Origin of the sequence: Rothia santali, assembly GCF_024199905.1 — a bacterium.
Lineage (GTDB): Bacteria > Actinomycetota > Actinomycetes > Actinomycetales > Micrococcaceae > Rothia > Rothia santali.
This window is the reverse complement of sequence record NZ_JANAFB010000009.1, coordinates 67,620-91,033: the sequence shown is the minus strand read 5'-3', so window position 1 is coordinate 91,033 and position 23,414 is coordinate 67,620. Positions and strand designations below refer to the sequence as shown.

Here is a 23,414-nt window from a genome sequence, read left to right as displayed (position 1 = left end):
CCCGCAGGTCAGCTGGGTGGGGCGGACGGCCGCCGCGGCGCGGGAGGAGGGGCTCGACGTCGTGCTCCACGACGCCGACTACGCCTCGGCGGCCGGCGCGGCCCTGCTCCGGGACGACGCCGCGGGGACGGCACGGCTGGTGGTCGACGCCGCGAGCGGCGAGCTGCTCGGCGCGAGCTTCGTGGGCCCGGGCACGGCCGAGCTCCTGCACTCGGCGACGGTCGCGATCGCGGGGCGGCTGACCCTGGCGACCCTGCGCCACGCGGTGCCCAGCTACCCCACGGCCAGCGAGATCTGGCTGCGCCTGCTCGACGCCGAGCCGCAGCGGGCCTGAGGGCGGGTCGGCCCGGGCCGGGCGGCCTGTGGTGGGGTGGGCCGGGCGGTCCGGGCCGGGCAGCCTGTCGTGGAGTGATCCGGGTCCGCGGTGGGGCGGCTCCGAGGATGGGACGGTCCTCGGCGGGCCCGGACCGGGTGGCATGCCGCTCGCGGCGGACTCGCGGCCGCGGGTCCCGGTGGTCTTGGCCACTCGGGACCCCCTCGCCTTGGGCCGGGCGGCGGGGTGCGGCAGAATGTAGGCGAATCCCCGCCGCCCCGCCCCCTCCAGGAGGACCCCATGAAGCCGCTCGTCATCGGGATCGCCGGCGGGACCGGGTCGGGCAAGACGACCCTGACCCGCGAGCTGGTCAGCTCCTTCGACGGCCGGGTCGCCGTGGTCTACCACGACAACTACTACCGGCGCCGCGACGAGCTGACCTACGCCGAGCGCTGCGACCTCAACTACGACGCGCCGGAGGCCTTCGACAACGGTCTGCTGACCGAGCAGCTGGACCGGCTCATCGGCGGCGAGGCCATCGAGTGCCCGATCTACGACTACAGCGACCACAATCGCTCGGAGCGCACCGAGCTCATCGAGCCGCAGCCGATCGTCATCGTCGAGGGCATCCTGATCTTCGCCGAGGAGGAGATCTGCTCCCGGTGCGACATCAAGCTCTTCGTGGACACCGACGCCGACGTGCGCATCCTCCGCCGCATCAAGCGGGACGTCCTGGAGCGCGGGCGCTCGGTCGAGTCCGTGGAGGCCCAGTACCTGCAGACGGTCAAGCCCATGCACGAGCTGCACGTCGAGCCCTCCAAGCGCCGCGCCGACCTCATCATCCCGGAGGGCGGCGGCAACCTGGTCGCCCTGGACATGCTGGTGCACCGCGTCCAGCGCCAGCTCGACGGCGCCCTCGACCCCGCGCCTCGAGCGGGGTCCTGACCCGCGGGCGCGCCGCACGTCCGCGGGTCCCGGAGGGCCTCCGTCTCTTTTCGTGGCGGAGGTCACGTCGGGTAGGCTGAGGTCCGTTCCCGCCCGCAGGCCCGCGTGACGCCGGCGTCGCGCCCCGATGACGATGAGGTAACCCACCGCCATGCCGCTCGCCCAAGACACCCGCTTTCCGCCACCCCTGGTCGACCCGGACGAGGAGGTGGCCTCGACCAAGGGGTACAAGATCGTCGGGCCCGGGCTCGTGGTGGCCGCAACCGGCATCGGCGCCGCCGACCTCGTGGCCACCCTCGTGGCCGGCTCGCGCTTCGGCTACGCCCTGCTGTGGGCCGTCTTCGTCGGCGTGCTCATGAAGATCGTCCTGGTCGAGGGCGCCGGCCGCTACACGCTGGCCACGGGCCGCACCATCTTCGAGGGCTGGCGCTCCCTGGGCCGCTGGACGTCCGTCTACTTCGGCCCCTACATCATGATCTGGGGCTTCGTGTACGGGGCGACGGCGATGAGCGCCTCCGCGATGCCGCTCGCCGTGCTCTTCCCCGTCCTCCCCCTGTGGGCCTGGGCGATCGTCATGGGCCTGCTGGGCTTCGGCATGGTGTGGCTGGGCAAGTACCACGTGGTCGAGAAGGTCTCGGCGATCATGATCGGGCTGATGTTCCTGGTCATCGTCGGGCTCGCGATCTACACCGTGCCCAACATCCCCGAGGCCCTGACCGGCCTGATCCCGTGGATCCCCAGCGGCGGGCTGACCTACACGCTGGCGCTGGCCGGCGGCGTCGGCGGCACCATCACCCTGGCCGCCTACGGCTACTGGCTGCGGGAGAAGGGCTGGGACCGGCCGAAGTTCATGCGCGTGATGCAGCTGGACAACACGGTCGCCTACATCATGTCCGGGCTCTTCGTCATCGCGACCCTGATCCTCGGCGTCGAGGTCCTTTACTCCGCCGGGCTGGCGGTCTCCGCCGGGGACCGCGGGCTGCTGGACCTCTCGGCCGTGCTGGACGAGCGCTACGGGACCGTCATCGGCCACACCTTCCTGATCGGGTTCTGGGCGGCGTCGTTCTCCTCGGTGATCGGCGTGTGGTCGGGCGTCTCACTGATGTTCGCCGACTTCTGGGGCAACGTGCGCAAGAAGCCCGCGGGGCACCCGGACACGGTGACCGGGGGCAAGTACTTCAAGTTCTTCCTCCTGTGGATCACCTTCCCGCCGATGCTGCTGCTCCTCCTGGACCGGCCCATCTTCCTGATCCTGCTCTACGGCGTCCTGGGGGCGCTGTTCATGCCGTTCCTGGCGGTCACGCTGCTGTGGATCCTCAACACCCGCCGGGTGCCGAAGCGGTGGCGCAACGGCTGGTTCACCAACCTCTGCCTCGCGGTCTGCGCCGTCCTGTTCGGCGTCCTGGGCATCTACCAGGTGTGGGACGCGGTGGTGGGCGTGCTCGGGGGCTGAGGGGCCTGAGGAGCGTGAGGAGCCTGAGGCCGAGGGTCCGGAGGCTGACGTGCCGAGGTCGAAGGACTCCGGACCGGAGGACGACGCGTCGGATGCCACGCGGCCCCTTTCCCGGGAAACCTGAGCGTTTGCCTCCAAGACCTGTATAGTTGCTGACGACACCGCACCTGTTGGAGAGGGCGCGGCCCGCGCATGCGGGCCGCGCCCTCTCTGCGTCTGCGGCTCCGCGTCTTCCGTGCAGCGCCATCCGCCTCATCCCCCGAGCTCGAATCCGGGGCACGCGGCCAGGGACCCCAGCATCGCCTCGCGTTCCGCCACGGTGACGCTCAGCCCGTAGGTCGCCTTGACCAGGATCTGCCGCCCGACGTAGTCGCAGCGGTACTCCCGGCGCGGTGGCAGCCAGCCCGCGGCGTCGGAGGCCCCCTTGTCCGTGTTCGCGCGGCCCTCCACCGCGAGCAGGTTCGCGGGGTCGTTGGCCATGGCCTGCCGCGCCGGCCGGTCCCAGCCGTGCGCCCCGGACGCCCAGGCGTCGGAGAGGGCCACCACGTGGTCGATGTGCACCTCCCGCGAGGTCCTCCCCCGCTCGAAGTCGATGCGCCGCCCGGTGTACGGGTCCTCCAGGACTCCCCCGGCCACCTCGCAGCGCTCCCCGGGTGCGCGCGTCACCTCCAGGAGGTCCCGGGCGAGGACGTCGTTGCGGGTGTCGCAGCCGTTGCGGTCGGCGTCGGCCCACGCGGGACCGAACTCCTCGCGGCTGTAGGCGGGCCCGCCCTTCGGCCGGACGGGGATGCCGGCCAGCCGCTCGGCGGTCTGCTGGGACAGCACGACGCCGCCCGAGCGGCCGGGCGCCCGGCCCTCGCCGCAGGCCCGCCACGCCGATGCCGCCGCGATCAGCAGGATCGCCAGCAGCAGCAGCGGAGGCACCCACCGCGGCGGTCCCGGTGAGCCCGTGCGCGGCGCCCATCCCCCGCGGGCGGCTGCCCACCGCGACGGCGCGCGGCCCTCGCCGCGAATGCCCAGCCGCCCGAGCGGCGTCGTCCTCTTCCCCATGCCCCGGATGATGACACGGCGGGCGGGGCGCGCGGCACTCGAGCTGCCGTGTGGAGCCACCGTTGTGGAGAGGTCCGTGCGAGGGGTGGATCAGGGGATGGTTGTGGACTGCGTCAGCCGCGCGCGGCCTCCGCGTCGTCCAGGAGGACGACGTCGAGCCGGCGCGGCCCGTGCACGCCTTCCACCCGCTGCAGCTCGATGTCCGAGGTGGCCGAGGGGCCGGAGATCATGGTGATCGGCCGTTCGGGATCCACCCGGCCCATGGCCTCCGGGACCAGCTCCACCACGCGGGAGACCGGCACCACGCAGATGTGGTGGTCGGGCACCAGCGTGATCGCCCGGCGGCCCTCGTCCGGCCGCGCGTTGAGGAAGATGGTGCCGGTCTCCGCGCAGGAGACGGTCGAGGAGGTCACGACCGCGTCGACGGCGTCGAGCTCGCGGACCGTCAGGGCCCCCACCCGGCGCGCGTGCCCCGAGTCGACCATGCGCACCCGGGCGGCGCTGTCCGGCGGCAGCCACTCCTGGTCCAGCCCGGTCGGGATCACGTATCGGCTCGAGCGGCCCAGCAGCTGCTCGATCCTCCCCGCGATGCTCCCCGCGTCCTCCCGGTGCACGACCGCCTTGTAGTCCTCGAGGCGGTCCACGAGCATCTCGAGGACGTCCCCGAGCGGCCGGTCCGAGGAACGGCGGTACGCGCGGGCGGGCTCGGGCGCCTCGGGCCCGTCGGCCAGTGCCGCCCGCACCCTGCGCAGGATCTCGTCCTTGGCGTTCGTCATGCTCAGCGCTCCTCCTCGTTCTCCAGCGGCGCATTGCCGGTCGGCTCGGGGTCCGTGCGGCCCGGTCCCTGGTCGCTCAGGTCGGGACCGCCGCCCGAGCCGTGGCCGCCGCCCGAGCCGTGACCACCGCCCGAACCGGTGCCCGGTCCGTCCTCGCCAGCCCCGGTCTCGGCCCCGGCCGTAGCCCCATCCCCGGCTTCGGCCCCGGCCCGAGCGAGCTTCCCGACGTCGGGCTTCGGCCGCTCCGGCGCGGTGCGGCCGGCCTCGGTGTCCCGCGGACCCTCGCCCTCCGCCAGTTCCCGTGAGACGCCCTCCTGGACCTCCTGCTTCTCCTCGGCCTTCGCCTCGAGGGCGGCCCGGTCGGCGGCCCGTTGCCGCTCCTCGGACTCCGCCGCGAAGCGCCCGTGGAGGCTCTCCGCCAACCCGGCGTTGGCCGCCAGTAGGGCCTCGACGTCGGCCCGCTCCCCCGCCGGGCGCCGCGCGGCGCCGTTGCGCCGGTTCTTGCGCCACCAGTGGCGGAAGGACTGCGACGGCGGCTCGGGCACGTCCCGGTACTCGGTCCAGCCGCCCGCGATCCCGGGCAGCTTGGAGATCCGGTGCTTCCGCCCGGCGGCGAGCCGCCCGACGGGCAGCCCCCGCTCGGCCAGGCTCAGCAGCTTCGCGTTGCTGAACACGGCCTTGGCCCCGGCCATCAGGGCGTCCATCTGGTCGGGCGCCTTCCGCCGGGTGCCGGACTCGCCCCTGCCGTGCCGCGCGTCGACGTCCTTGCCGCGCAGGTGCACCAGGACCTCCGGGATGTTGATCTTGACCGGGCACGCCTCGTAGCAGGCCCCGCACAGCGAGGAGGCGTAGGGCAGGGAGTTGTTGGCGTGGTCCTCGACGCCGGTCAGCAGCGGCGAGAGGATGGCCCCGATGGGCCCGGGGTAGGTCGAGCCGTAGGCGTGCCCGCCCGCGCGCTCGTACACCGGGCACACGTTCATGCACGCCGAGCAGCGGATGCAGTGCAGCGCCTGCCGCCCCACCTCGTCGGCGAGCGCCGCCGTGCGCCCGTTGTCCATCAGGATGACGTGCAGGTTCTGCGGCCCGTCCCCCGGCGTCGCCCCCGACCACAGCGAGGTGTAGGGGTTCATCCGCTCCCCCGTGGAGGAGCGCGGCAGCAGCTGGAAGAACACCTCGAGGTCCTCGAAGCTCGGCACCAGCTTCTCGATCCCCATGAACGTGATCAGGGTATCCGGCAGGGTCAGGCACATCCGCCCGTTGCCCTCCGACTCGACCACGGCGAGCGTCCCGGTCTCGGCCACCCCGAAGTTGGCCCCGGAGATCGCGACGCCGGTGCGGAAGAACTTCTCCCGCAGGTGCCGGCGCGAGGCGTCGGCCAGGGCCGGCGGGTCGTCGGTCAGCCCGAGGTCGACGCCGGGCATCCGGTTCAGGAAGATGTCCCGGATCTCCGTGCGGTTGCGGTGGATCGCGGGCACCAGGATGTGCGAGGGCTTGTCCTCGCCCATCTGCACGATCTCCTCGGCCAGGTCCGTCTCCACCGCCCCGATCCCGTGCTCCTCGAGGTACTCGTTGAGCCCGGTCTCCTGGGTGGCCATCGACTTGATCTTGATGACCTCCTCGGCGCCCTCGGCCCGGATGAGGTCCAGCGCGATCCGGTTGGCCTCCCCGGCGTCGCGCGCCCAGTGCACGTGCCCGCCGCGGGCGGTGACGTTCTCCTCGAACTGCTCCAGCAGCTCGGGCAGCCGGGCCATGACCCGCTGCTTGATCTCGGAGCCGGCGGTGCGCAGCTCCTGCCAGTCGGGCAGCTCCCCAACGACGCTGGCCCGCTTGGACCGGATGGTGTGGGTCGCGAACCCGAGGTTGGCCCGCAGCTGCTCGTTCCTCAGCTCCCGGCGGGCGAAGTCGGGGAACGGCTCCCGGGCGACGATGTTGCCGCTGCCGTGGTGGACCCGGGGCATGCCGAGCTGGGTGACGGACATGGTCACTTCCCTTCCGTGACGACGACGGCCCCGGGCTCCGGGACCTCGAGCGGGTTCTCGCGGGTGCTGGCGAGGATCTCGGCGAAGTGCACGGTCCGCACCGCGGAGCCCGTGCGGCTGAGGGCGCCGCCGATGTTCATGAGGCAGGAGACGTCGCCCCCGGTGCACAGCGAGGCCCCGGTCGACTCGATGTTCGCGACCTTGTCCGCGGTCATGGCGCCCGAGGTGTCGGCGTTCTTGAAGGAGAACGTGCCGCCGAAGCCGCAGCACTGGTCGACGTCGGGCAGCTCGGCGAACTCGATCCCCTCGACGGTGCGGATCAGATCCGGCTGCCGCGTGCCGAGACCCAGCAGCCGCATGCCGTGGCAGCTCGCGTGGTAGGTGACCCGGTGCGGGAAGTACGAGCCGAGCTGCCGGGCGGCGTCGGCGACCCCCAGGACGTCGATCAGCAGGCGGGAGAGCTCGAAGGTCCGGCCCGCGACGTCCTCGGCGGCCCGCGCCGTCGGCTCGTCGCCCGCGCGGCGCGCGATCATCGGCTGCTGGTGCCCCAGCGAGGCGACGCAGGACCCGGAGGGCGCGACGGCGACGTCGTAGTCCCACTCCGAGAAGGCCTCCACGTGGTTCCGCACGATCGGGTAGGCGTCCTCGAAGTAGCCGCTGTTGACGTGCATCTGGGAGCAGCAGGTCTGGCCGGGCGGGAAGATCACCTCGTGGCCGAGGCGCTCCAGGATCTCCACGGTGGCGCGGGCGACGCGGGGGTACATCGCGTCGACGATGCAGGTCGAGAAGAGTGCGATCCGCATGGGTCTCCGTTCTTCGGGTCCGAGGGCGTGCGGTCCGGTCCGGGACGGGATCCGGGGCCGGAAGAGGCCGACGTTCCCCTTCCACTGTAGTGAGGACCGGTCGTTGTTTCGGAATCATCTCGCGTCGCGAGTTTCACCCAGCTCGCGATTTTTCATCCTCATTTAGCGCATAAGTTTCTGATCTAATGAGCGGCCGGATCCGTGGGGTCCGCAGAGCGTCGCGGATTCGCAGAGGCCCGGAAAGACCGGGTTCCGCATGCCGCATCGCACGGGTATCGTGTGGTCCGACCACATGATGTATTGTACCTCACATCTTCGGATTCCGTTGTGGTCCGACCACATTACCCGCATCACCGCCGATGCGCGCTCCCCGCGCCCGGCGGCACCCGAAAGGAGCGCGCGTGGACCTCTTCACCGCCACCACCGACGCCGTGGGCGGATCCGCGGGCCTCTCGGCCCTCGTGGCCCTGATCCCCCTCGTGACGTTCTTCGTCATGCTGCTGGCCGTGAAGGCCCGCGCCCACACCTCCGCCCTCGCCGCCCTGACCGCCGCGGTGCTCGTGGCCTGGCTGGCGTTCGGCATGCCGCTCGAGCTGGCCCTGCTCTCGGGGACCCAGGGGGCGGCCTTCGGGGCGTTCCCCATCGTCTGGATCATCGTCATGGCGCTGTGGTTCTACGAGCTGACCGTGCGCTCGGGCCGCTTCGAGGACCTGCGGCGCACCTTCGACCGGATCGGCGGAGGGGACCTGCGCATCCAGGCGATCCTCATCGCCTTCTGCTTCGGCGGCCTGCTCGAGGCCCTGGCCGGCTTCGGCGCGCCCGTGGCCATTACCGCGACGATGATCATGGCCTTGGGCGTCAAGCCGCTGCGGGCCGCGGTCACCGTGCTGCTGGCCAACACCGCGCCGGTGGCCTTCGGCGCGCTGGCCATCCCCATCACCACGGCCGGGACCCTGACCGGGGAGGACCCGGCGCACATCGGCGCGATCGTGGGGCACCAGGCGCCGTTCGTCGCGGTCCTGGTGCCCTTCATCCTGCTGTGGATCCTGGACGGGGTCCGCGGGCTTCGGGACGCGTGGCTGGCCGCGCTGGTCATCGGCGTCTCCTTCGGGGTCGCGCAGTGGTGGTCGGCCACGCACTTCTCCTACGAGCTCACCGACATCGTGGCCTGCCTGGTCTCCCTGGGCGCGGCGGTCCTGCTGCTCAAGGCGTGGCGGCCCCGCGGGGCGCGGCGCTTCAAGGAGCGGCTCGGCCTCCCGGTGGGCGAGGCAGAGGCCGGGGAGCCGCTCCGGCCGGTCCGGGTGTGGATGGCGCTGCTGCCCTATCTGGTCGTCGTCGGCGTCTTCGCGGTCGGCAAGCTCTGGACCCTCGGGGCGGACGTGCCCCGGGCGCTCGCGGCCACCGACCTCAAGGTGCCCTGGCCCGTGATCTCGGAGCGGATCGTCACCGCGGAGGGCACGCCCATCGCCGGGGCCACCTACACCTTCTCGTGGCTGTCCAGCCCGGGCACCATGCTGTTCGCGGCCGGGCTGATCGTGGCGGTCGCCTACACGCTCTTCAGCGAGGGCGGGCGCTACCGGCTCGGGATCCCGACGGCGCTCGCGCAGATCTGGGTGTGCGCCCACCGGATGCGCTGGGCCGCGCTGACGATCGTCGCGGTGCTGGCCCTGGCCTACGTCATGAACTTCTCCGGCCAGACCGTGAGCGTCGGGGTCTACCTTGCCTCCCTCGGCGGGGTCTTCGCGTTCCTCTCCCCCGTCCTCGGCTGGCTCGGCACCGCCGTCACCGGGTCGGACACCTCGGCCAACGCGCTGTTCTCCAACCTCCAGCACACCGCGGCGACCAACGCGGGCATCGACCCGAACCTGCTGCTCGCGGCCAACACCTCGGGCGGCGTCGTGGGCAAGATGATCTCGCCGCAGTCGCTGGCGATCGCCGCGACCGCGGTCCGGATGGAGGGGCAGGAGTCGGAGATCTTCAAGCGGGTCCTGCCGTGGAGCCTCGGGCTGCTGCTGATCATCTGCGCCCTGGTCTTCTTGCAGTCCACCGTGCTGGCGTGGATGATTCCCTAATGTGGGAAAGAGCGCCGTCATCGGCAACAAGACGTACGAGGTGGTGCTGAGCGCCATCGAGACTCGCCTCCGCTCGGGGGACCTGAGCGTGGGCGACCGGCTGCCCTCCGAGCGGGCGCTGGCCGAGGAGTTCGGGATCTCCCGCACCTCGGTCCGGGAGGCCATCCGCGTGCTGGACGCGATGGGGCTGGTGCGCTCCGGGGTCGGCTCGGGGCCGGCCGCGGGCGCCGTCGTGATCTCCGAGCCCTCCGCGGCGCTGGGCTGGGGGCTGCGGATGCACCTGGCCTCCCGCTTCCTGCCCGTGGCGGACATGGTCTCGACCCGCGTGCTCCTGGAGTCCGACGCCGCCGCGGCCGCCGCGGCCTGGTCCGGCGAGCGCGCCGAGGCCGTCCTGGACCGGGCCGGCCGCATCCTCGACGAGCTCGACGACCCGGGCCTCCCCGACGAGCGCTTCCACGAGCTCGACGCCCGCTTCCACGTGATGCTGAGCGAGCTGGGCGGCAACGTCGTGGTGGGCACGATCCTCGAGTCCCTCCGCCAGGCCACGGTCGGCTACGTCCAGGAGGGCGTGCGGGGCCTGCCCGACTGGCCCGCGGTGCGCGCTCGCCTTCAGGCCCAGCACCGGGACATCCTGGCGGCCGTCCGCGGGCACGACGCCGACGCCGCCTCCCGCGCGGTGGCCGAGCACATCCGCTGGTTCCACGAGACGGCCTTCCCGCACGGCTGAGCCGGGCCACGCCCGGGGCGCCCTCGCCGGGCCGAGCCCGCGCCATGCGGCCCCTCGCCGAGCCCGCGTCCGAGGCGCCCCGGCCAGGGCGGCCCCTCCTTACTCCTCCGTGTCGGCCCCGCCGCCGGTCGCCGCCAGCACCGTGATGTTCCCGGGCCCGGGGCGGGTGCGCCCGGTGCGTCCCTCCGGCACGGGGGCCCCGACGTCGGCGATCACCGACTCCAGCACCGCCCCGGACGGCACCCGCGTGTCCCCCAGCAGGACCGAGCGCGAGACCCGCGCCCCGCGCTCGACCACCACGCCCGGCCCGATCACGCTGTGCTCCACGGCCCCGCGGACCCGCGCCCCGGCGCACACCAGGGAGCCCGAGACCTCCGAGCCCGCCTCGATCCGGGCGGGCGCCGCGGGGGCGTTGTTGGAGATCATCGGCCACTCGGGGTTCTCCAGCGGGAGCCCGCCGCCCTCGAGCAGGTCCATGTGGGCGCGGAAGTACGCGTCCACCGTGCCGATGTCCCGCCAGTACCCCTCCAGCCGGTACTCGTGCACCCGGCCGCGGCGGACGAAGTCGGGGACGATCGACTCGCCGTAGTCGCCCAGGGAGGTCCCCTCGTCCTCGGTCGCGTCCCCGCCGGGGTCGCCGTCCTCGGGATCGGGCTCGCCGGCGTCGCCCTCGGTCTCCCAGCGCCGGACCAGGCGCTCCATGACGGCGCTCAGGGCCGCGACGTCGTAGACGAAGATCTCCGTGGCCACCAGGTTCCCCGCGGGGTTCTCGGGCTTGTAGTCGTAGTGGGTGACCTCGCCCGCCTCGCCCACCCGCACGACGCCGTAGCGGGAGGGGTCCTCGTCCACCTCGGTGGTGACCACGGTCAGCTCCGAGCCGCGCTCCCGGTGCTGCTCGAGCACGGGCCGCAGGTCGAGCTGGTAGAGGTGATCGGCGCTCAGCACCACCACCTCCCGCGCCCCGAAGGCCTCCAGGACGGCCATCTGCTGGTAGAGGGCGTGGCCGTTGCCGGCCGCGAACCCCTCCTCCGGGCGCCCCTCGGAGGGCGGGAGGATCTGCAGCCCGTGCCGCGTGCCGTCGAGGTCCCACGGCCGCCCGCCGGCCAGGTGCCGGTTGAGGGTGAAGGGCCGGTACTGCTCCACGACCCACACATCCCGCAGCCCGGAGTGCACCAGGTTGGAGAGCACGACGTCGATCAGCCGGTAGCTGCCCGCGACCGGGACCGCGGGCTTGGAGCGGGCGTCGGTCAGCGGCGAGAGCCGGCTGCCCCGGCCGCCCGCGAGCACGAGCGCGACGGTGCGATGCCCGTCGTCCTGCGGGAACGGGTCTGACATGGCGCCCTCCTCGGCGTCGGTCTCCGCGCCCGGCTCCGGACGGCGGTCATGCGGAAGGCCGGGCCCTCAGGCTGTGAACTCGGTCCCGGTCAGCCGCTCGTAGGCCTCGACGTAGCGCTCCCGGGTGCGCTCTACGACGTCGCCCGGCAGCTCCGGCGGGGCGCCCGCCCGGTCCCACCCGGAGGCGTCCGAGGTCAGCCAGTCGCGCACGTACTGCTTGTCGAAGCTCGCCTGGGCCCGGCCCGGCTCCCAGGCCCGGCCGTCCCAGAACCGCGAGGAGTCGGGGGTCAGCACCTCGTCGCCGAGGGTCACCTCGCCGCGGTAGGAGTCGAGCCCGAACTCGACCTTGGTGTCCGCCAGGATGATCCCCCGCTCGCGGGCCACGGCCTCGGCGGTCGAGTAGATCTGCAGGGTCAGCTCGCGCAGCCGCTCGCCCATCGAGCGGCCCACCGCCTCGCTCATCTCCTGGAACGTGATGGCCTCGTCGTGCTCGCCCACCTCGGCCTTGCCGGTGGGGGTGAAGATCGGCGCCTCGAGGCGCGAGCCGTCCACCAGCCCGTCCGGCAGCTCGACGCCGCACACGCTGCCCGAGCGCCGGTACTCGGCGAGCCCCGAGCCGGTCAGGTACCCGCGGGCGATGCACTCCACCGGGAACATCGACAGCGACTTGCAGATCATGGCCCGCCCGGCCACGACCTCCGGCACGTCGGTCGAGAGCACGTGGTTGGGGATGCCCCGGAGCTGGTCGAACCACCACAGGCTCAGCTGGGTGAGGATCTTGCCCTTGTCCGGGATGAGGCTCGGCAGCACGTGGTCGAAGGCGCTGATCCTGTCGGAGGCGACCACCATGACCGAGCCGGCCCTGACCTCCGCGTTGTCCGCCAGGGAGGACCCGGAGACGTCCCACCCCTGGGCGGGGACGTACAGGTCCCGCACCTTCCCGGAGTAGATGTGCTGCCAGCCAGGGATCTCGACCGGTTCGTGGGACATGGGTGGTGGCTCCTGCTTCTAGTTCGACGCCGAGGCGCTGGGGATGCTGATCTCGCCCGCGGCGGCCCGCTCGGCGATGTCGGTGCGGTGCTGGGCGCCGGCCCACGAGATGCGCCCCACGCCCTCGTAGGCGGCGGCGCGGGCCGTGCCGAGGTCCTCGGCGAGGGCGACGACGGCGAGCACCCGGCCCCCGGAGGTCACCACGGCCGGGCGCCCCTCGGCGTCGTGCTCGGCGCGGGTCCCCGCGTGCAGCACGGTGACCCCCTCGAGGCCCTCGGCCTCGGCGATGCCCTCGATCGGGTCGCCCCCGCGGGGCGTGCCCGGGTAGTTCTCGGCGGCCATCACGACCCCGACGGCGGAGCGGGTGTCCCAGCGCAGCGTCTCCCGGCCGTCCAGCTCGCCGATGGCGGCCGCGAGCAGGAGCTGGCCGAGCGGCGTCGCGAGCCGGGCCAGCACGGCCTGGGTCTCGGGATCCCCGAAGCGGGCGTTGAACTCGACGACGCGCAGGCCCCGGCTGGTCATGGCCAGCCCGCAGTACAGGACCCCGACGAAGGGGGTCCCGCGCTGGGCCATCGCGTCGACGGTCGGCTGGGCGACCCGGCGGACCACCTCGTCGGTGAAGCCCTCGGGCAGCCACGGCAGCGGCGTGTAGGCACCCATGCCGCCGGTGTTGGGGCCGCGGTCGGCGTCGAAGATGCGCTTGAAGTCCTGGGCCGGGGAGAGCGGGACGGTGTGGACGCCGTCGCAGATCACGAAGAGGGAGACCTCCGGGCCGTCGAGGTACTCCTCAATCACCACGGTCGAGCCACCGTCCAGGCACATGCGGGCGTGCTCCAGCGCCTCGGCGCGGTCCTCGGTCACGACGACGCCCTTGCCGGCCGCCAGCCCGTCCTCCTTGACGACGTAGGGCGCCCCGAAGGAGTCGAGGGCCTCGGCGGCGGCGTCGAGGTCGTGGGCCACGCGGGCCATCGCGGTGGGGACCCCCGCCTCCGCCATGACCTCCTTGGCGAAGGCCTTGGAGCCCTCGAGCCGGGCGGCCGCGGCGCTGGGGCCGAAGACGGGGAAGCCCGCCTCGCGCAGGGCGTCGGAGACCCCCGCGACCAGGGGCGCCTCGGGGCCGACCACGACCAGGTCGGCGCCCAGCCGCTCGGCCAGGGCGGTGGCCTCCTCGGGGCTGTTCGCGTCGACCGCGTGGGTCTGCACCAGCGCGGCGATCCCCGCGTTGCCGGGGGCGCTGTGGACCTCGGTCACGGCGGGGTCCCTGAGCAGCGTGCTGACGATTGCGTGTTCACGGCCCCCGGGGCCCAGCACCAAAACCTTCATGGAGCAACCATAACGAATCGTGCCTGGTCCCACCGCCACGGGGTCCGCGATGCGGGAGGGGGTCCGGTCGGCGGGAGAGTGGTGCCCGTCCCGGCGGCACGCTGCGGTGCGGGCGGTGCGGCGCCCGGCGGCGGTGCGGGCGCGACGTCGGGCCCGGCGGCCGGCGGCGTGGAAGAATGGCCCCATGCAGACTTTCAGCTGGGAGGCCGCCGCGGAGCTGGCCGTCGTGGTCAGGAGCGGCTTCGTCGAGTCGCGGCACATCGGCGCGGCGGCCGTCGTCGGTCCCGACGGGGAGCTCGTGGAGCGCGTGGGCGACACGGAGGCCCCGGTCTACGCCCGCTCGGCGCTCAAGCCGTTCCAGGCGGTCGCCTCGCTGACCGCGGGCGCGCCCCTGCGCGGCGCGCAGGTGGCCATCGCGGCCGGCTCCCACACCGGCTCCTTCGACCACATGCGCGTGGTCGCCGGCATGCTCGAGGAGGCCGGGCTGACCCCCGGGGACCTCGCCTGCCCCGCCGCCTACCCCACCGACCCAGAGGCCCGCGCCTACCTCCTGTCCCGGGAGAAGCCGAAGCAGCGCATCGCCATGAACTGCTCGGGCAAGCACGCCGCGTTCCTGTGGGCCTGCGCCGAGAACGGCTGGGACACGGCCGGCTACCTGGACCCGGGCCACCCGCTGCAGCGGCTCGTGATGGAGGTGGTCGAGGAGGCGACGGGCGCGGCGCCCGCCCACCTCGGCGTGGACGGCTGCGGCGCGCCCGTCGCCGCGATCCCGCTCGAGGCCCTGGCCCGCGGCTACGGCCGCCTGGGCGGGGCCATCCGGAACATCGGCGCCGAGGCGCGCACCGCGACCCTGGCGACCGCCATGGTCGACTACCCCGAGATGGTCGAGGGCGTGGGCCGCCCCAACACCGTGGTCTCCGAGGAGCTCGACGTCGTCGCCAAGCTCGGCGCCGAGGGCGTGCTGGCCGTGGGCACCCGGGAGGGCGCCGGCGTCGCGGTCAAGGTCCTGGACGGCTCCTCGCGCGCGACGACGCTGGTCGCGCTCACGCTGCTGGCCCGGCACGGCTTCCTGCCGGAGGACCGGGTCCGGGAGGTCCTGGGGCGGGTGGTCCGCCCGATCCTCGGCGGCGAGGAGCCCGTGGGCCGGATCGAGCCGGGCGCGGCGCTGGCGGACCCCGACGCCGGCCGGGAGGCGCCCGCGCGGCCGCCGGCGCCCGGGAGGCCGGGTCCTGATGGCCCGGCGCAAGATCGCCGACGACGCCGGGCTGGCGGCCGTCCGCGCGTGGGAGGCCGACCCCGAGGGCGCCGACCGCAGGACCACCGCCCTGGCGGTGCGCTACGCTCTGGAGGAGCTGGCGCACCGGGCGCCGGGCAACTCGGTGGAGGTCCGGGTGCCGCCCTTCGGGGTGACCCAGGCCGTCGAGGGGCCCCGCCACACCCGCGGCACCCCGCCCAGCGTCGTCGAGACCGACGCGCGCACCTGGCTGGGCCTGGTCACGGGCGGTCTGACGTGGGCCGAGGCCCACGGTGCCGGGCGGCTGGACGCCTCCGGCAACCGCAGCGACATCTCCTCCCTCCTGCCCCTGTTCGCGACGCGGACGGCGGCCCGGAGGAGGACCGAGACAGCGACGAAGGATACCCAGGAGACATGACCGAGACCCCGTCCGACCGCCCCGAGCAGACCCCGGGAGCGGGCGAGGAGCACCCGAGGACCGAAGCGGGCCGGGAGCCCGCGGCCCCGCCGCGGGCGCCGGCGAGCCGCGTCCGGCCCCCGATGCCGCAGACGGCGCGCAGGCCCCGGCCGCCGGTCCCGCAGCGCCGCGGCAGCCCGCCGCCGCTCAGCGGCCCACCGCCCCGGAGCGCGGCCCCCGGGAGCGCGAGGTCACCGTGCGCCGGGCCCCGTCCATCGTGGCCTTCATGGCCGTGGGCCTGGTCGTGGGCCTCGTGGTGGCCCTGTTCTCGACCCTCTTCGGCCCGACCGACCAGGCCTACACCGCCCCCGCGGTCTTCGGGATCCTGGCCGTGGTGTTCGGGACCGCCGGCGTGCTGCTCGGCGCGATCGTGGCGCTGCTGCTGGACTGGCGCTCCCGGCGTCGGGCGCAGCGGTTCCGCGCCCTGCGCCTGGACGAGGAGCGCCCCGGGACGGACCCGGAAGCCCCCGGGAGCCGGTAGACTGCAGGGGTGGCCGCGGGCACACGCGGCCCGCGCCTTCCCTCTCAAGCACACCTTCAGGAAGAAGAACTCGTGGTTCGTCCGGACGGAAAACTGTCACACGACCTGATGCCGGGAGAAAGGGGCCCCCAGGATGAATGCGGCGTCTTCGGCGTCTGGGCCCCCGGCGAGGACGTCGCGACGCTGACCTACTTCGCCCTCTACGCCCTGCAGCACCGCGGCCAGGAGTCGGCCGGCATCGCCACCAGCAACGGCGAGCGCATCTCGGTGTACAAGGACCTGGGGCTCGTCTCCCAGATCTTCGACGAGACCATCCTCAACACGCTGCACGGCCACATCGCGGTCGGGCACTGCCGCTACGCCACCACGGGCGCCACGACCTGGGCCAACGCCCAGCCGACCCTGGGCTCGACGCCGCACGGCACCGTCTCCCTGGCCCACAACGGCAACCTGACCAACTCGGCGGACCTCTACGACCGGCTGATCGACAAGTCCGGCTTCCCCTCCGCGGGCGAGGTCGCGCAGGGCAACACCACCGACACCGCCCTGGTCACCGCCCTGCTCGCCGAGCACCCCCACGACTCCCTCGAGCACGCGGCCCTGGAGCTGCTGCCCACCCTGAAGGGCGCCTTCTGCCTGACCTTCATGGACGAGAACACGCTCTACGCCGCGCGGGACCCCTACGGCGTCCGCCCGCTGGTGCTCGGCCGGCTGGAGCGCGGCTGGGTCGTGGCCTCGGAGTCGGCGGCGCTGGACATCGTCGGGGCGAGCTTCGTCCGCGAGGTCGAGCCCGGCGAGTTCATCGCGATCGACGAGGACGGGCTGCGCTCCCGGCGCTTCGCGGAGGCGACGCCGGCCGGCTGCGTCTTCGAGCACGTCTACCTCTCCCGCCCGGACGCGATCATCGACGGCCGCGTGGTCTACGAGTCCCGCGTCGAGATGGGCCGGCAGCTGGCCCGCGAGCACCGGGTCGAGGCCGACCTCGTCATGCCCACCCCGGAGTCGGGCGTCCCGGCGGCCATCGGCTACGCCGAGGAGTCGGGCATCCCCTACGGCAACGGCCTGGTCAAGAACTCCTACGTGGGCCGCACGTTCATCCAGCCGACCCAGACCATGCGCAAGATGGGCATCAAGCTCAAGCTCAACCCGCTGCGCAGCGTGGTGGAGGGCAAGCGGCTGGTGGTCATCGACGACTCGATCGTGCGCGGCAACACCCAGCGCGCGCTGGTGCGCATGCTGCGCGAGGCCGGCGCCCTGGAGGTCCACGTGCGGATCTCCTCGCCCCCGGTGAAGTGGCCGTGCTTCTACGGCATCGACTTCGCCTCCCGCGCGGAGCTGATCGCCAACGGCATGTCCACGGAGGAGATCTGCCAGTCGCTCGGCGCGGACTCGCTCGGCTACATCTCCGAGGACGGCATGATCGGGGCGACCCGCCAGCCGCGCGAGCGCCTGTGCACCGCGTGCTTCACCGGCGAGTACCCCATCGAGCTGCCCGACGCCGCCCGCCTGGGCAAGAACCTCTTCGACGCCCACCGCACCCGCCGCGCCCCACAGCCGGCGGCCTCGGTGCCGGGCGGGCGCGGCGCGGCGGGCCGGCAGGCCGGCGAGGCCCCGGCCGCCCCGCGCCCACGTCGCCCGCCACGACCCCCGGACCGCCCGGTGGACGGCCCGCCCGCAGAGCCGCCGCCGACGCCGCGGCCACCGGCACCGCGTGCGAGCCCGGCCCCGACCCGACCTCGAGTCCCTGGTCCTGCCCAAGGACCGCCGGGACGCGCGGAGCTGAGCCCCGTGGGCTCCGGCGGCCCGCCCGTACGGACCGCCGGAGCCCCGCGCGGCTCGCACGGGCGGGTGGCCGAAGCCCCGCGCGGCTCGTCGAAGCCCCGCACGGCCCTCGACCCGGGTGACAGCGCCCGGCCCCGCCCCGTCAGACCCTTCCTCCCGAGACCCCAGCACAGCACCCGACACCGAAGGACCCGAAACATGGCTGACCCCCAGCACCCCGGCACCGGCCTGACCTACGCCAGCGCCGGCGTCGACGTCGAGGCCGGAGACCGCGCCGTCGAGCTCATGAAGGACGCGATCAAGGCCACGCACACCCCCGGCGTCGTGGGCGGGGTCGGCGGCTTCGCCGGGCTGTTCGACGTCTCGGAGCTCACCTCCTACCGCAAGCCGTACCTGGCGACCTCCACCGACGGCGTCGGCACCAAGGTCGCGATCGCGCAGGCCATGGACGTCCACGACACGATCGGCTACGACCTGGTCGGCATGGTCGTGGACGACATCGTCGTGGTGGGCGCCAAGCCGCTGTACATGACGGACTACATCGCCTGCGGCAAGGTCGTGCCCGAGCGCATCTCCGGGATCGTGCGCGGCATCGCGGCGGCCTGCGAGGCCGCCGGGACCGCCCTGGTCGGCGGCGAGACCGCCGAGCACCCGGGCCTGCTGGGCGAGCACGAGTACGACGTCGCGGGCGCGGCCACCGGCGTCGTCGAGGCCGACGAGCTGCTCGGTCCGGACCGGGTGCGCGCGGGCGACGTCGTGATCGGCATGGCCTCCTCCGGCATCCACTCCAACGGCTACTCGCTGGTGCGCAAGGTCGTGAACGTGGCCGGCTGGTCGCTGGACCGCGAGGTCTCCGAGTTCGGCCGCACCCTGGGCGAGGAGCTGCTGGAGCCCACCCGCGTCTACGCCGCGGACGTGCTGGACCTCGCCCGCGCCTTCCCCGTCCTCGGGGCCGACGGGGCGCTCGGCACCGGGGTGCGCGGCTTCAGCCACGTGACCGGCGGCGGCCTGGCGGCCAACCTCGCCCGCGTGCTGCCCCGCGGGCTCGAGGCGCGCATCGACCGCTCGACCTGGGAGGTCCCCGCGATCTTCCGCGTCATCGGCGAGCTGGGCAAGGTCCCCCAGGCCGACCTCGAGCGCACGCTGAACCTGGGCGTGGGCATGGTCGCGATCGTGGACGCCTCCGCGGCCGACGCCGCCGTCGCCCACCTCTCCGCCCGCGGCGTGCCCTCCTGGGTCATGGGCACCGTGGGCGAGGCCGAGCCGCCCGCCGAGGCCGACGTCGACTACGTGCAGGGCGCCAAGGGCGTCGACGGCGGCGCGGTCCGCCTGCTGGGCTCCTACGCCTGACCCGACGGGCGGGAGGCCCCCGGCGGGTCTCCCGTTCCCCCGGTGGGGACGGGCGCGCGGGCGCCCTCCGCCACGGACGGGCGCGGCAGCGCAGCTAGCACGACCGAGCCGCGAGCACGGCAAAGGGCCCCGGAACATCGGATGTTCCGGGGCCCTTCAGGCGTGGTGAGACGTGCGGACTACCGCTCGTCCGAATACTCGTCGTCGTAGGGGTCCTCGTAGTCCGAGTACTCCTCGTTCTCCGGGACCTCCCGCTCACGTTCGACTGACCGGGAGCTCTTGGTCCCGGTCAGTTCGCGCTCGAGCGCCGTGTAGTCGGTCTGCGGGCTGTAGTACTTCATCTCCCGCGCTTGCCTCGTCGCCTTAGCCTTTTGACGGCCGCGCCCCATGGCGTGACCCCCTCTTATCGCTCGCTTCCGGGCGTCGCTGATCTGAGCGCACAGCGAGGCCCCGGAAAATCTGTCAATCTTTCGTCCCTTAAGATTACATGGTTTGGCCCGGCTGTGCTCGTCGATGGCCCCCGGTGACCCCCTCCCCCGTTCAGCCCGTGATGAAATCCTCACGGCGGGCGGCCCCTCCGGCCCCGGAATCACACGCCCAGGCGGTCCAGGAGGGCGTCGAAGGCGGGCGCGACGGGCGTCCGCCACAGGTAGTCGGCCCGCGTGTCGGCCCGGCCCGGCCCGCCGTTGACCACGGCGACCGGCTTGCCCTGCCGCAGCGCGTCGAGCACGATCCGCAGCCCGCTCATGACCGCCAGCGAGGACCCCGCGACCAGCACGGACGCGGAGTCGGCGAGCATCCGCGCGCTGGCGGCCTTCCGCTCGGCGGGGACCGGCTCGCCGAAGTACACGACGTCGGGCTTGAGCAGGTGGGAGCCGCAGACGAGGCAGCCGGCCATCCGGAACTGCGCCACCCGGTCCGCGGTGAGCTCGACGTCGCCGTCCGGGTTGACCTGCGAGGGGTCCAGCTCGACCGACTCGAGGTACCCCGGGTTCAGCTCCCGCAGGCGCCCGTCCAGGTGCGCGCGGTCCTCGACGGCCCCGCAGCTCAGGCACACGATGGCGTCGAGGTCGCCGTGCAGCGTCACCAGGCGGCGGCTGCCGGCGCGGGCGTGCAGCCCGTCCACGTTCTGGGTCACGACGCCGCTCACCCGCCCCTCCAGCTCGAGCTCGGCCAGCGCGTAGTGCACGCGGTTGGGCCGGGCCCGGTTCATGAGCCGCCAGCCGACGAAGGACCGGGCCCAGTAGCGGTGGGTCGCCGCCTCGTCGTGCCGGAACTCCTGGTAGGTCATGGGGCGGTGGTTCCGCAGGGAGCCGCGCGGGCCCCGGTAGTCGGGGATCCCCGAGTCGGTCGAGACGCCGGCACCGGTCAGCACCAGCGCGGGACCCTCCTCGAGCATCCCGGCGATGCCCTCCAGGGCCTCCCCCGGAGGGGTCGGCACGGCCGTCTCCTCGACGACGCGGCCGATCGAGCGCAGCGCGGCCCGGTGCGCGGTGCCGATCCGCGCGTCGTCGAGCCCCCAGGAGTCCTTCACGGGAACCAATCTATCCTCCTTCGGCCGCGCGGGCCCCCGGCCGTCCGCTCTGCGCGGAGACCGGGGCGGGCCGGGCTGGATCGGTCGGGTCGGGGCCGGCCGGATCGGTCGGGGCGGGATCGGGGCGGGCCGGGCCGGATCGGTCGGGGCGGGGCTGGCCGGATCGGTCGGGGTGGGATCGAGGCGGGCCGGGCGGCCCTCGCCGGTCACCGGACCGCGGTGACGGTGAGCCCGTCCGCGGCGAGGTCCGGATCGACGTCGACGCGCACGGCGTCGCCGTCGACGATCTCCCCGGCCAGGATGCCCTTGGCCAGGCGGTCCCCGATCTCCTTCTGCACCAGCCGGCGCAGCGGGCGGGCGCCGTAGGCCGGGTCGTAGCCGGTGATGCCGAGCCACTCGGTCGCCGCGTCGGTGACCTCCAGCGCGAGCCGGCGGGTGGCCAGCCGCCGCGCCAACGCCTGCACCTGCAGGCTCACGATCCGGGCCAGGTCGTCGCCGGACAGCGCGTCGAACATGATGACCTCGTCCAGGCGGTTGAGGAACTCGGGCTTGAACGAGGCGTTGACCACGCTCATGACCGCGTCCCGCTTGGCCTCGGGGTCGAGGCTCGCGTCCACCAGGAACTGGCTGCCCAGGTTGGAGGTCAGGATCAGGATCACGTTCCGGAAGTCGACGGTGCGGCCCTGACCGTCGGTGAGGCGGCCGTCGTCGAGCACCTGGAGCAGGATGTCGAAGACCTCCGGGTGGGCCTTCTCCACCTCGTCCAGCAGCACCACCGAGTAGGGGCGGCGCCGGACGGCCTCGGTGAGCTGGCCGCCCTCCTCGTACCCGACGTAGCCGGGAGGCGCCCCGACCAGGCGCGAGACGGAGTGCTTCTCGCCGTACTCGCTCATGTCGATGCGGATCATGGCGCGCTCGTCGTCGAACTGGAACTCGGCCAGGGCCTTGGCCAGCTCGGTCTTGCCGACGCCGGTGGGGCCCAGGAACAGGAAGGACCCGATGGGCCGGTCCGGGTCGGAGATTCCCGCCCGGGAGCGGCGCACGGCGTCGGAGACGGCCCGCACCGCGCGCTCCTGCCCGATGAGCCGGTGCCCCAGCTCGTCCTCCATATGGAGCAGCTTCTCGGACTCGCCCTGGAGCATCCTGCCCGCGGGGATCCCGGTCCAGGCGGAGATGACCTCGGCGATGTCGTCGGCGGTGACCTCCTCGGAGACCATCGTGTCCTGGGACTCGATGTCCTGCTCGGCCTGCTGCGCGGCCTCCAGCTCCGTCTGCTTGGCCGGGATCTCCCCGTAGAGCAGGCGGGAGGCCTCGGCCAGGTTCCCCTCGCGCTGGGCCATCTCGGCCCGGGAGCGCATCTCGTCGATCTGCGACTTGATGTCCCCCACCCGGTTCAGGCCGGCCTTCTCGGCCTCCCAGCGGGCGTTGAGCGCGTCGAGCTGCTCCCTCCTGTCCGCGAGGTCGGCCCGCAGGGACTCGAGGCGCTCGACCGACGCCGGGTCGGTCTCGTTCTTCAGCGCCAGCTCCTCCATGGTCATCCGGTCCACGGAGCGACGCAGCTGGTCGATCTCCTCCGGCGCGGAGTCGATCTCCATGCGCAGGCGCGAGGCCGCCTCGTCGACGAGGTCGATGGCCTTGTCCGGCAGCTGCCGGCCCTGGATGTACCGGCTCGAGAGGTTCGCGGCGGCCACGAGCGCGGAGTCGGCGATCTGCACCTTGTGGTGCGCCTCGTAGCGCTCCTTGAGCCCGCGGAGGATGCCCACGGTGTCGTCCACCGAGGGCTCGCCCACGTAGACCTGCTGGAAGCGGCGCTCCAGCGCGGCGTCCTTCTCGATGTTCTCGCGGTACTCGTTCAGAGTGGTCGCGCCGATCAGGCGCAGCTCGCCGCGGGCCAGCATGGGCTTGAGCATGTTGCCCGCGTCCATGGAGCCCTCGGAGGCGCCCGCGCCGACGAGCGTGTGCAGCTCGTCGATGAAGGTCACGACCTGGCCCTCGGAGCGCTTGATCTCGTCCAGGACGCCCTTGAGCCGCTCCTCGAACTCGCCGCGGTACTTGGCGCCCGCGATCATCGAGCCGAGGTCCAGGCTGATGAGCGTCTTGCCGCGCAGGGTCTCCGGCACGTCGCCCGAGACCATGCGCTGGGCCAGCCCCTCCACCACGGAGGTCTTGCCGACGCCGGGCTCGCCGATCAGCACCGGGTTGTTCTTGGTGCGCCGGGACAGCACCTGGATGACGCGGCGGATCTCCGAGTCGCGCCCGATGACGGGGTCCAGCTTGCCGGACCGCGCGACGGCGGTGAGGTCCACGCCGTACTTCTCGAGCGCCTGGAAGCTGCCCTCGGGGTCCGGGGAGGTCACGGTGCGGTCGCCGCGCACGGCCGGGATGGCGCCCTCGATCGCCTCGGCGGTGGCGCCGGCCTCGGCCAGCGCGCGGGCGGCGGCGCCCTCCCCGCGGGCGATCCCGAGGAGCAGGACCTCGGTCGAGACGTACTCGTCCCCGAGGCTCGCGGCGGCCTCCTGGGCGCTCTGCACCACGCGCAGGGCCTGGCGCGAGAACTGCGCCTGGGCCACCGAGGACCCGGAGGAGGCCGGCAGCGCCTTGATGGCGGCGCTGGCGCGCACGGAGAGGGCGTCGACGTCGACGCCGAGCGAGGCCAGCACGGCGACCGCGACGCCGTCGCGCTGGTCCAGCAGCGCCTTGAGCAGGTGCGCCGGCTCGATCTGGGGGTTGCCCGCGGTCTGGGCGTTCATGTTGGCCGCGTTCAGAGCCTCTTGGCTCTTGGTGGTGAATTTGGTGTCCAATGCCGGCTC

General features: G+C 73.4%; 17 protein-coding genes and 2 pseudogenes. 9 read left to right on the top strand and 10 right to left on the bottom strand.

Features of this window, described 5'->3' with window-relative positions; all coding sequences use genetic code 11:
• The 3 genes from NBM05_RS05530 to NBM05_RS05515 all read left to right on the top strand — a co-directional run.
• Positions 1 to 334, top strand: a 334-nt coding sequence (locus tag NBM05_RS05530) for an oxidoreductase dimerization domain-containing protein (protein ID WP_507237314.1), incomplete at its 5' end; no start/stop codon positions are given.
• Between the two features lie 279 nt (positions 335 to 613).
• Complete coding sequence (gene udk / locus NBM05_RS05520; protein ID WP_254165729.1) at positions 614 to 1,258, top strand: uridine kinase; 645 nt, start codon at positions 614 to 616, stop codon at positions 1,256 to 1,258.
• A gap of 151 nt (positions 1,259 to 1,409) precedes the next feature.
• Positions 1,410 to 2,711 (top strand): Nramp family divalent metal transporter, encoded by a 1,302-nt coding sequence (locus NBM05_RS05515; protein WP_254165727.1) that lies wholly within the window; start codon positions 1,410 to 1,412, stop codon positions 2,709 to 2,711.
• Positions 2,712 to 2,963: 252 nt separating this feature from the next.
• Here NBM05_RS05515 and NBM05_RS05510 read toward each other — a convergent pair whose 3' ends face one another.
• The 4 genes and pseudogenes from NBM05_RS05510 to NBM05_RS05495 form a co-directional block, all read right to left on the bottom strand.
• Entirely contained in the window at positions 2,964 to 3,635 is a 672-nt protein-coding gene (locus NBM05_RS05510; protein WP_254165725.1) for an HNH endonuclease family protein, read from the bottom strand.
• A 239-nt stretch (positions 3,636 to 3,874) separates the two neighbouring features.
• Positions 3,875 to 4,537, bottom strand: a complete 663-nt coding sequence (locus NBM05_RS05505) for a LutC/YkgG family protein (protein WP_254165723.1) — start codon at positions 4,535 to 4,537, stop codon at positions 3,875 to 3,877.
• 416 nt (positions 4,538 to 4,953) lie between these two features.
• Positions 4,954 to 6,516 (bottom strand): annotated as a pseudogene (locus NBM05_RS05500) (lactate utilization protein B); the annotation flags it as partial.
• A 2-nt stretch (positions 6,517 to 6,518) separates the two neighbouring features.
• Positions 6,519 to 7,319, bottom strand: a complete 801-nt coding sequence (locus tag NBM05_RS05495) for a (Fe-S)-binding protein (protein WP_254165722.1) — start codon at positions 7,317 to 7,319, stop codon at positions 6,519 to 6,521.
• Positions 7,320 to 7,720: 401 nt separating this feature from the next.
• Between NBM05_RS05495 and NBM05_RS05490 the strand changes: the two genes are divergently transcribed.
• Positions 7,721 to 9,391, top strand: a complete 1,671-nt coding sequence (locus NBM05_RS05490; protein WP_254165721.1) for an L-lactate permease — start codon at positions 7,721 to 7,723, stop codon at positions 9,389 to 9,391.
• Between the two features lies 1 nt (position 9,392).
• On the top strand, positions 9,393 to 10,118 hold the full coding sequence (locus NBM05_RS05485) for a FadR/GntR family transcriptional regulator (RefSeq protein ID WP_254165720.1): 726 nt from the start codon (positions 9,393 to 9,395) through the stop codon (positions 10,116 to 10,118).
• 99 nt (positions 10,119 to 10,217) lie between these two features.
• Here NBM05_RS05485 and NBM05_RS05480 read toward each other — a convergent pair whose 3' ends face one another.
• From NBM05_RS05480 to purD, 3 genes are all read right to left on the bottom strand, one after another.
• A complete protein-coding gene (locus NBM05_RS05480) occupies positions 10,218 to 11,453 on the bottom strand; it encodes a glucose-1-phosphate adenylyltransferase family protein (protein WP_254165719.1) in 1,236 nt (411 codons plus the stop codon).
• A 66-nt stretch (positions 11,454 to 11,519) separates the two neighbouring features.
• Entirely contained in the window at positions 11,520 to 12,443 is a 924-nt protein-coding gene (locus NBM05_RS05475; RefSeq protein WP_254165718.1) for a phosphoribosylaminoimidazolesuccinocarboxamide synthase, read from the bottom strand.
• An 18-nt stretch (positions 12,444 to 12,461) separates the two neighbouring features.
• Positions 12,462 to 13,766: a phosphoribosylamine--glycine ligase gene (gene purD, locus NBM05_RS05470; protein WP_254165717.1), complete on the bottom strand. Its 1,305-nt coding sequence runs from the start codon at positions 13,764 to 13,766 to the stop codon at positions 12,462 to 12,464.
• Between the two features lie 184 nt (positions 13,767 to 13,950).
• On the opposite strand from purD, the pseudogene NBM05_RS05465 reads away from it, so the two are divergent.
• From NBM05_RS05465 to purF, 4 genes and pseudogenes are all read left to right on the top strand, one after another.
• Positions 13,951 to 14,937 (top strand): annotated as a pseudogene (locus tag NBM05_RS05465) (asparaginase); the annotation flags it as partial.
• Between the two features lie 61 nt (positions 14,938 to 14,998).
• Positions 14,999 to 15,418: a sterol carrier family protein gene (locus tag NBM05_RS05460; protein ID WP_254165716.1), complete on the top strand. Its 420-nt coding sequence runs from the start codon at positions 14,999 to 15,001 to the stop codon at positions 15,416 to 15,418.
• A gap of 235 nt (positions 15,419 to 15,653) precedes the next feature.
• Positions 15,654 to 15,938: a hypothetical protein gene (locus tag NBM05_RS05455; RefSeq protein ID WP_254165715.1), complete on the top strand. Its 285-nt coding sequence runs from the start codon at positions 15,654 to 15,656 to the stop codon at positions 15,936 to 15,938.
• A gap of 108 nt (positions 15,939 to 16,046) precedes the next feature.
• The gene (gene purF, locus NBM05_RS05450) at positions 16,047 to 19,070 is read left to right on the top strand and encodes an amidophosphoribosyltransferase (protein WP_302183716.1); all 3,024 of its coding nucleotides are present in this window, start codon (positions 16,047 to 16,049) and stop codon (positions 19,068 to 19,070) included.
• Positions 19,071 to 19,249: 179 nt separating this feature from the next.
• On the opposite strand, the gene NBM05_RS05445 is transcribed toward purF, so the two are convergent.
• From NBM05_RS05445 to clpB, 3 genes are all read right to left on the bottom strand, one after another.
• On the bottom strand, positions 19,250 to 19,459 hold the full coding sequence (locus tag NBM05_RS05445; RefSeq protein WP_254165734.1) for a DUF3073 domain-containing protein: 210 nt from the start codon (positions 19,457 to 19,459) through the stop codon (positions 19,250 to 19,252).
• Between the two features lie 200 nt (positions 19,460 to 19,659).
• Complete coding sequence (locus NBM05_RS05440; RefSeq protein ID WP_254165712.1) at positions 19,660 to 20,613, bottom strand: Sir2 family NAD-dependent protein deacetylase; 954 nt, start codon at positions 20,611 to 20,613, stop codon at positions 19,660 to 19,662.
• 197 nt (positions 20,614 to 20,810) lie between these two features.
• On the bottom strand, positions 20,811 to 23,405 hold the full coding sequence (gene clpB / locus NBM05_RS05435; RefSeq protein WP_254165711.1) for an ATP-dependent chaperone ClpB: 2,595 nt from the start codon (positions 23,403 to 23,405) through the stop codon (positions 20,811 to 20,813).
• Positions 23,406 to 23,414: the final 9 nt, after the last annotated feature.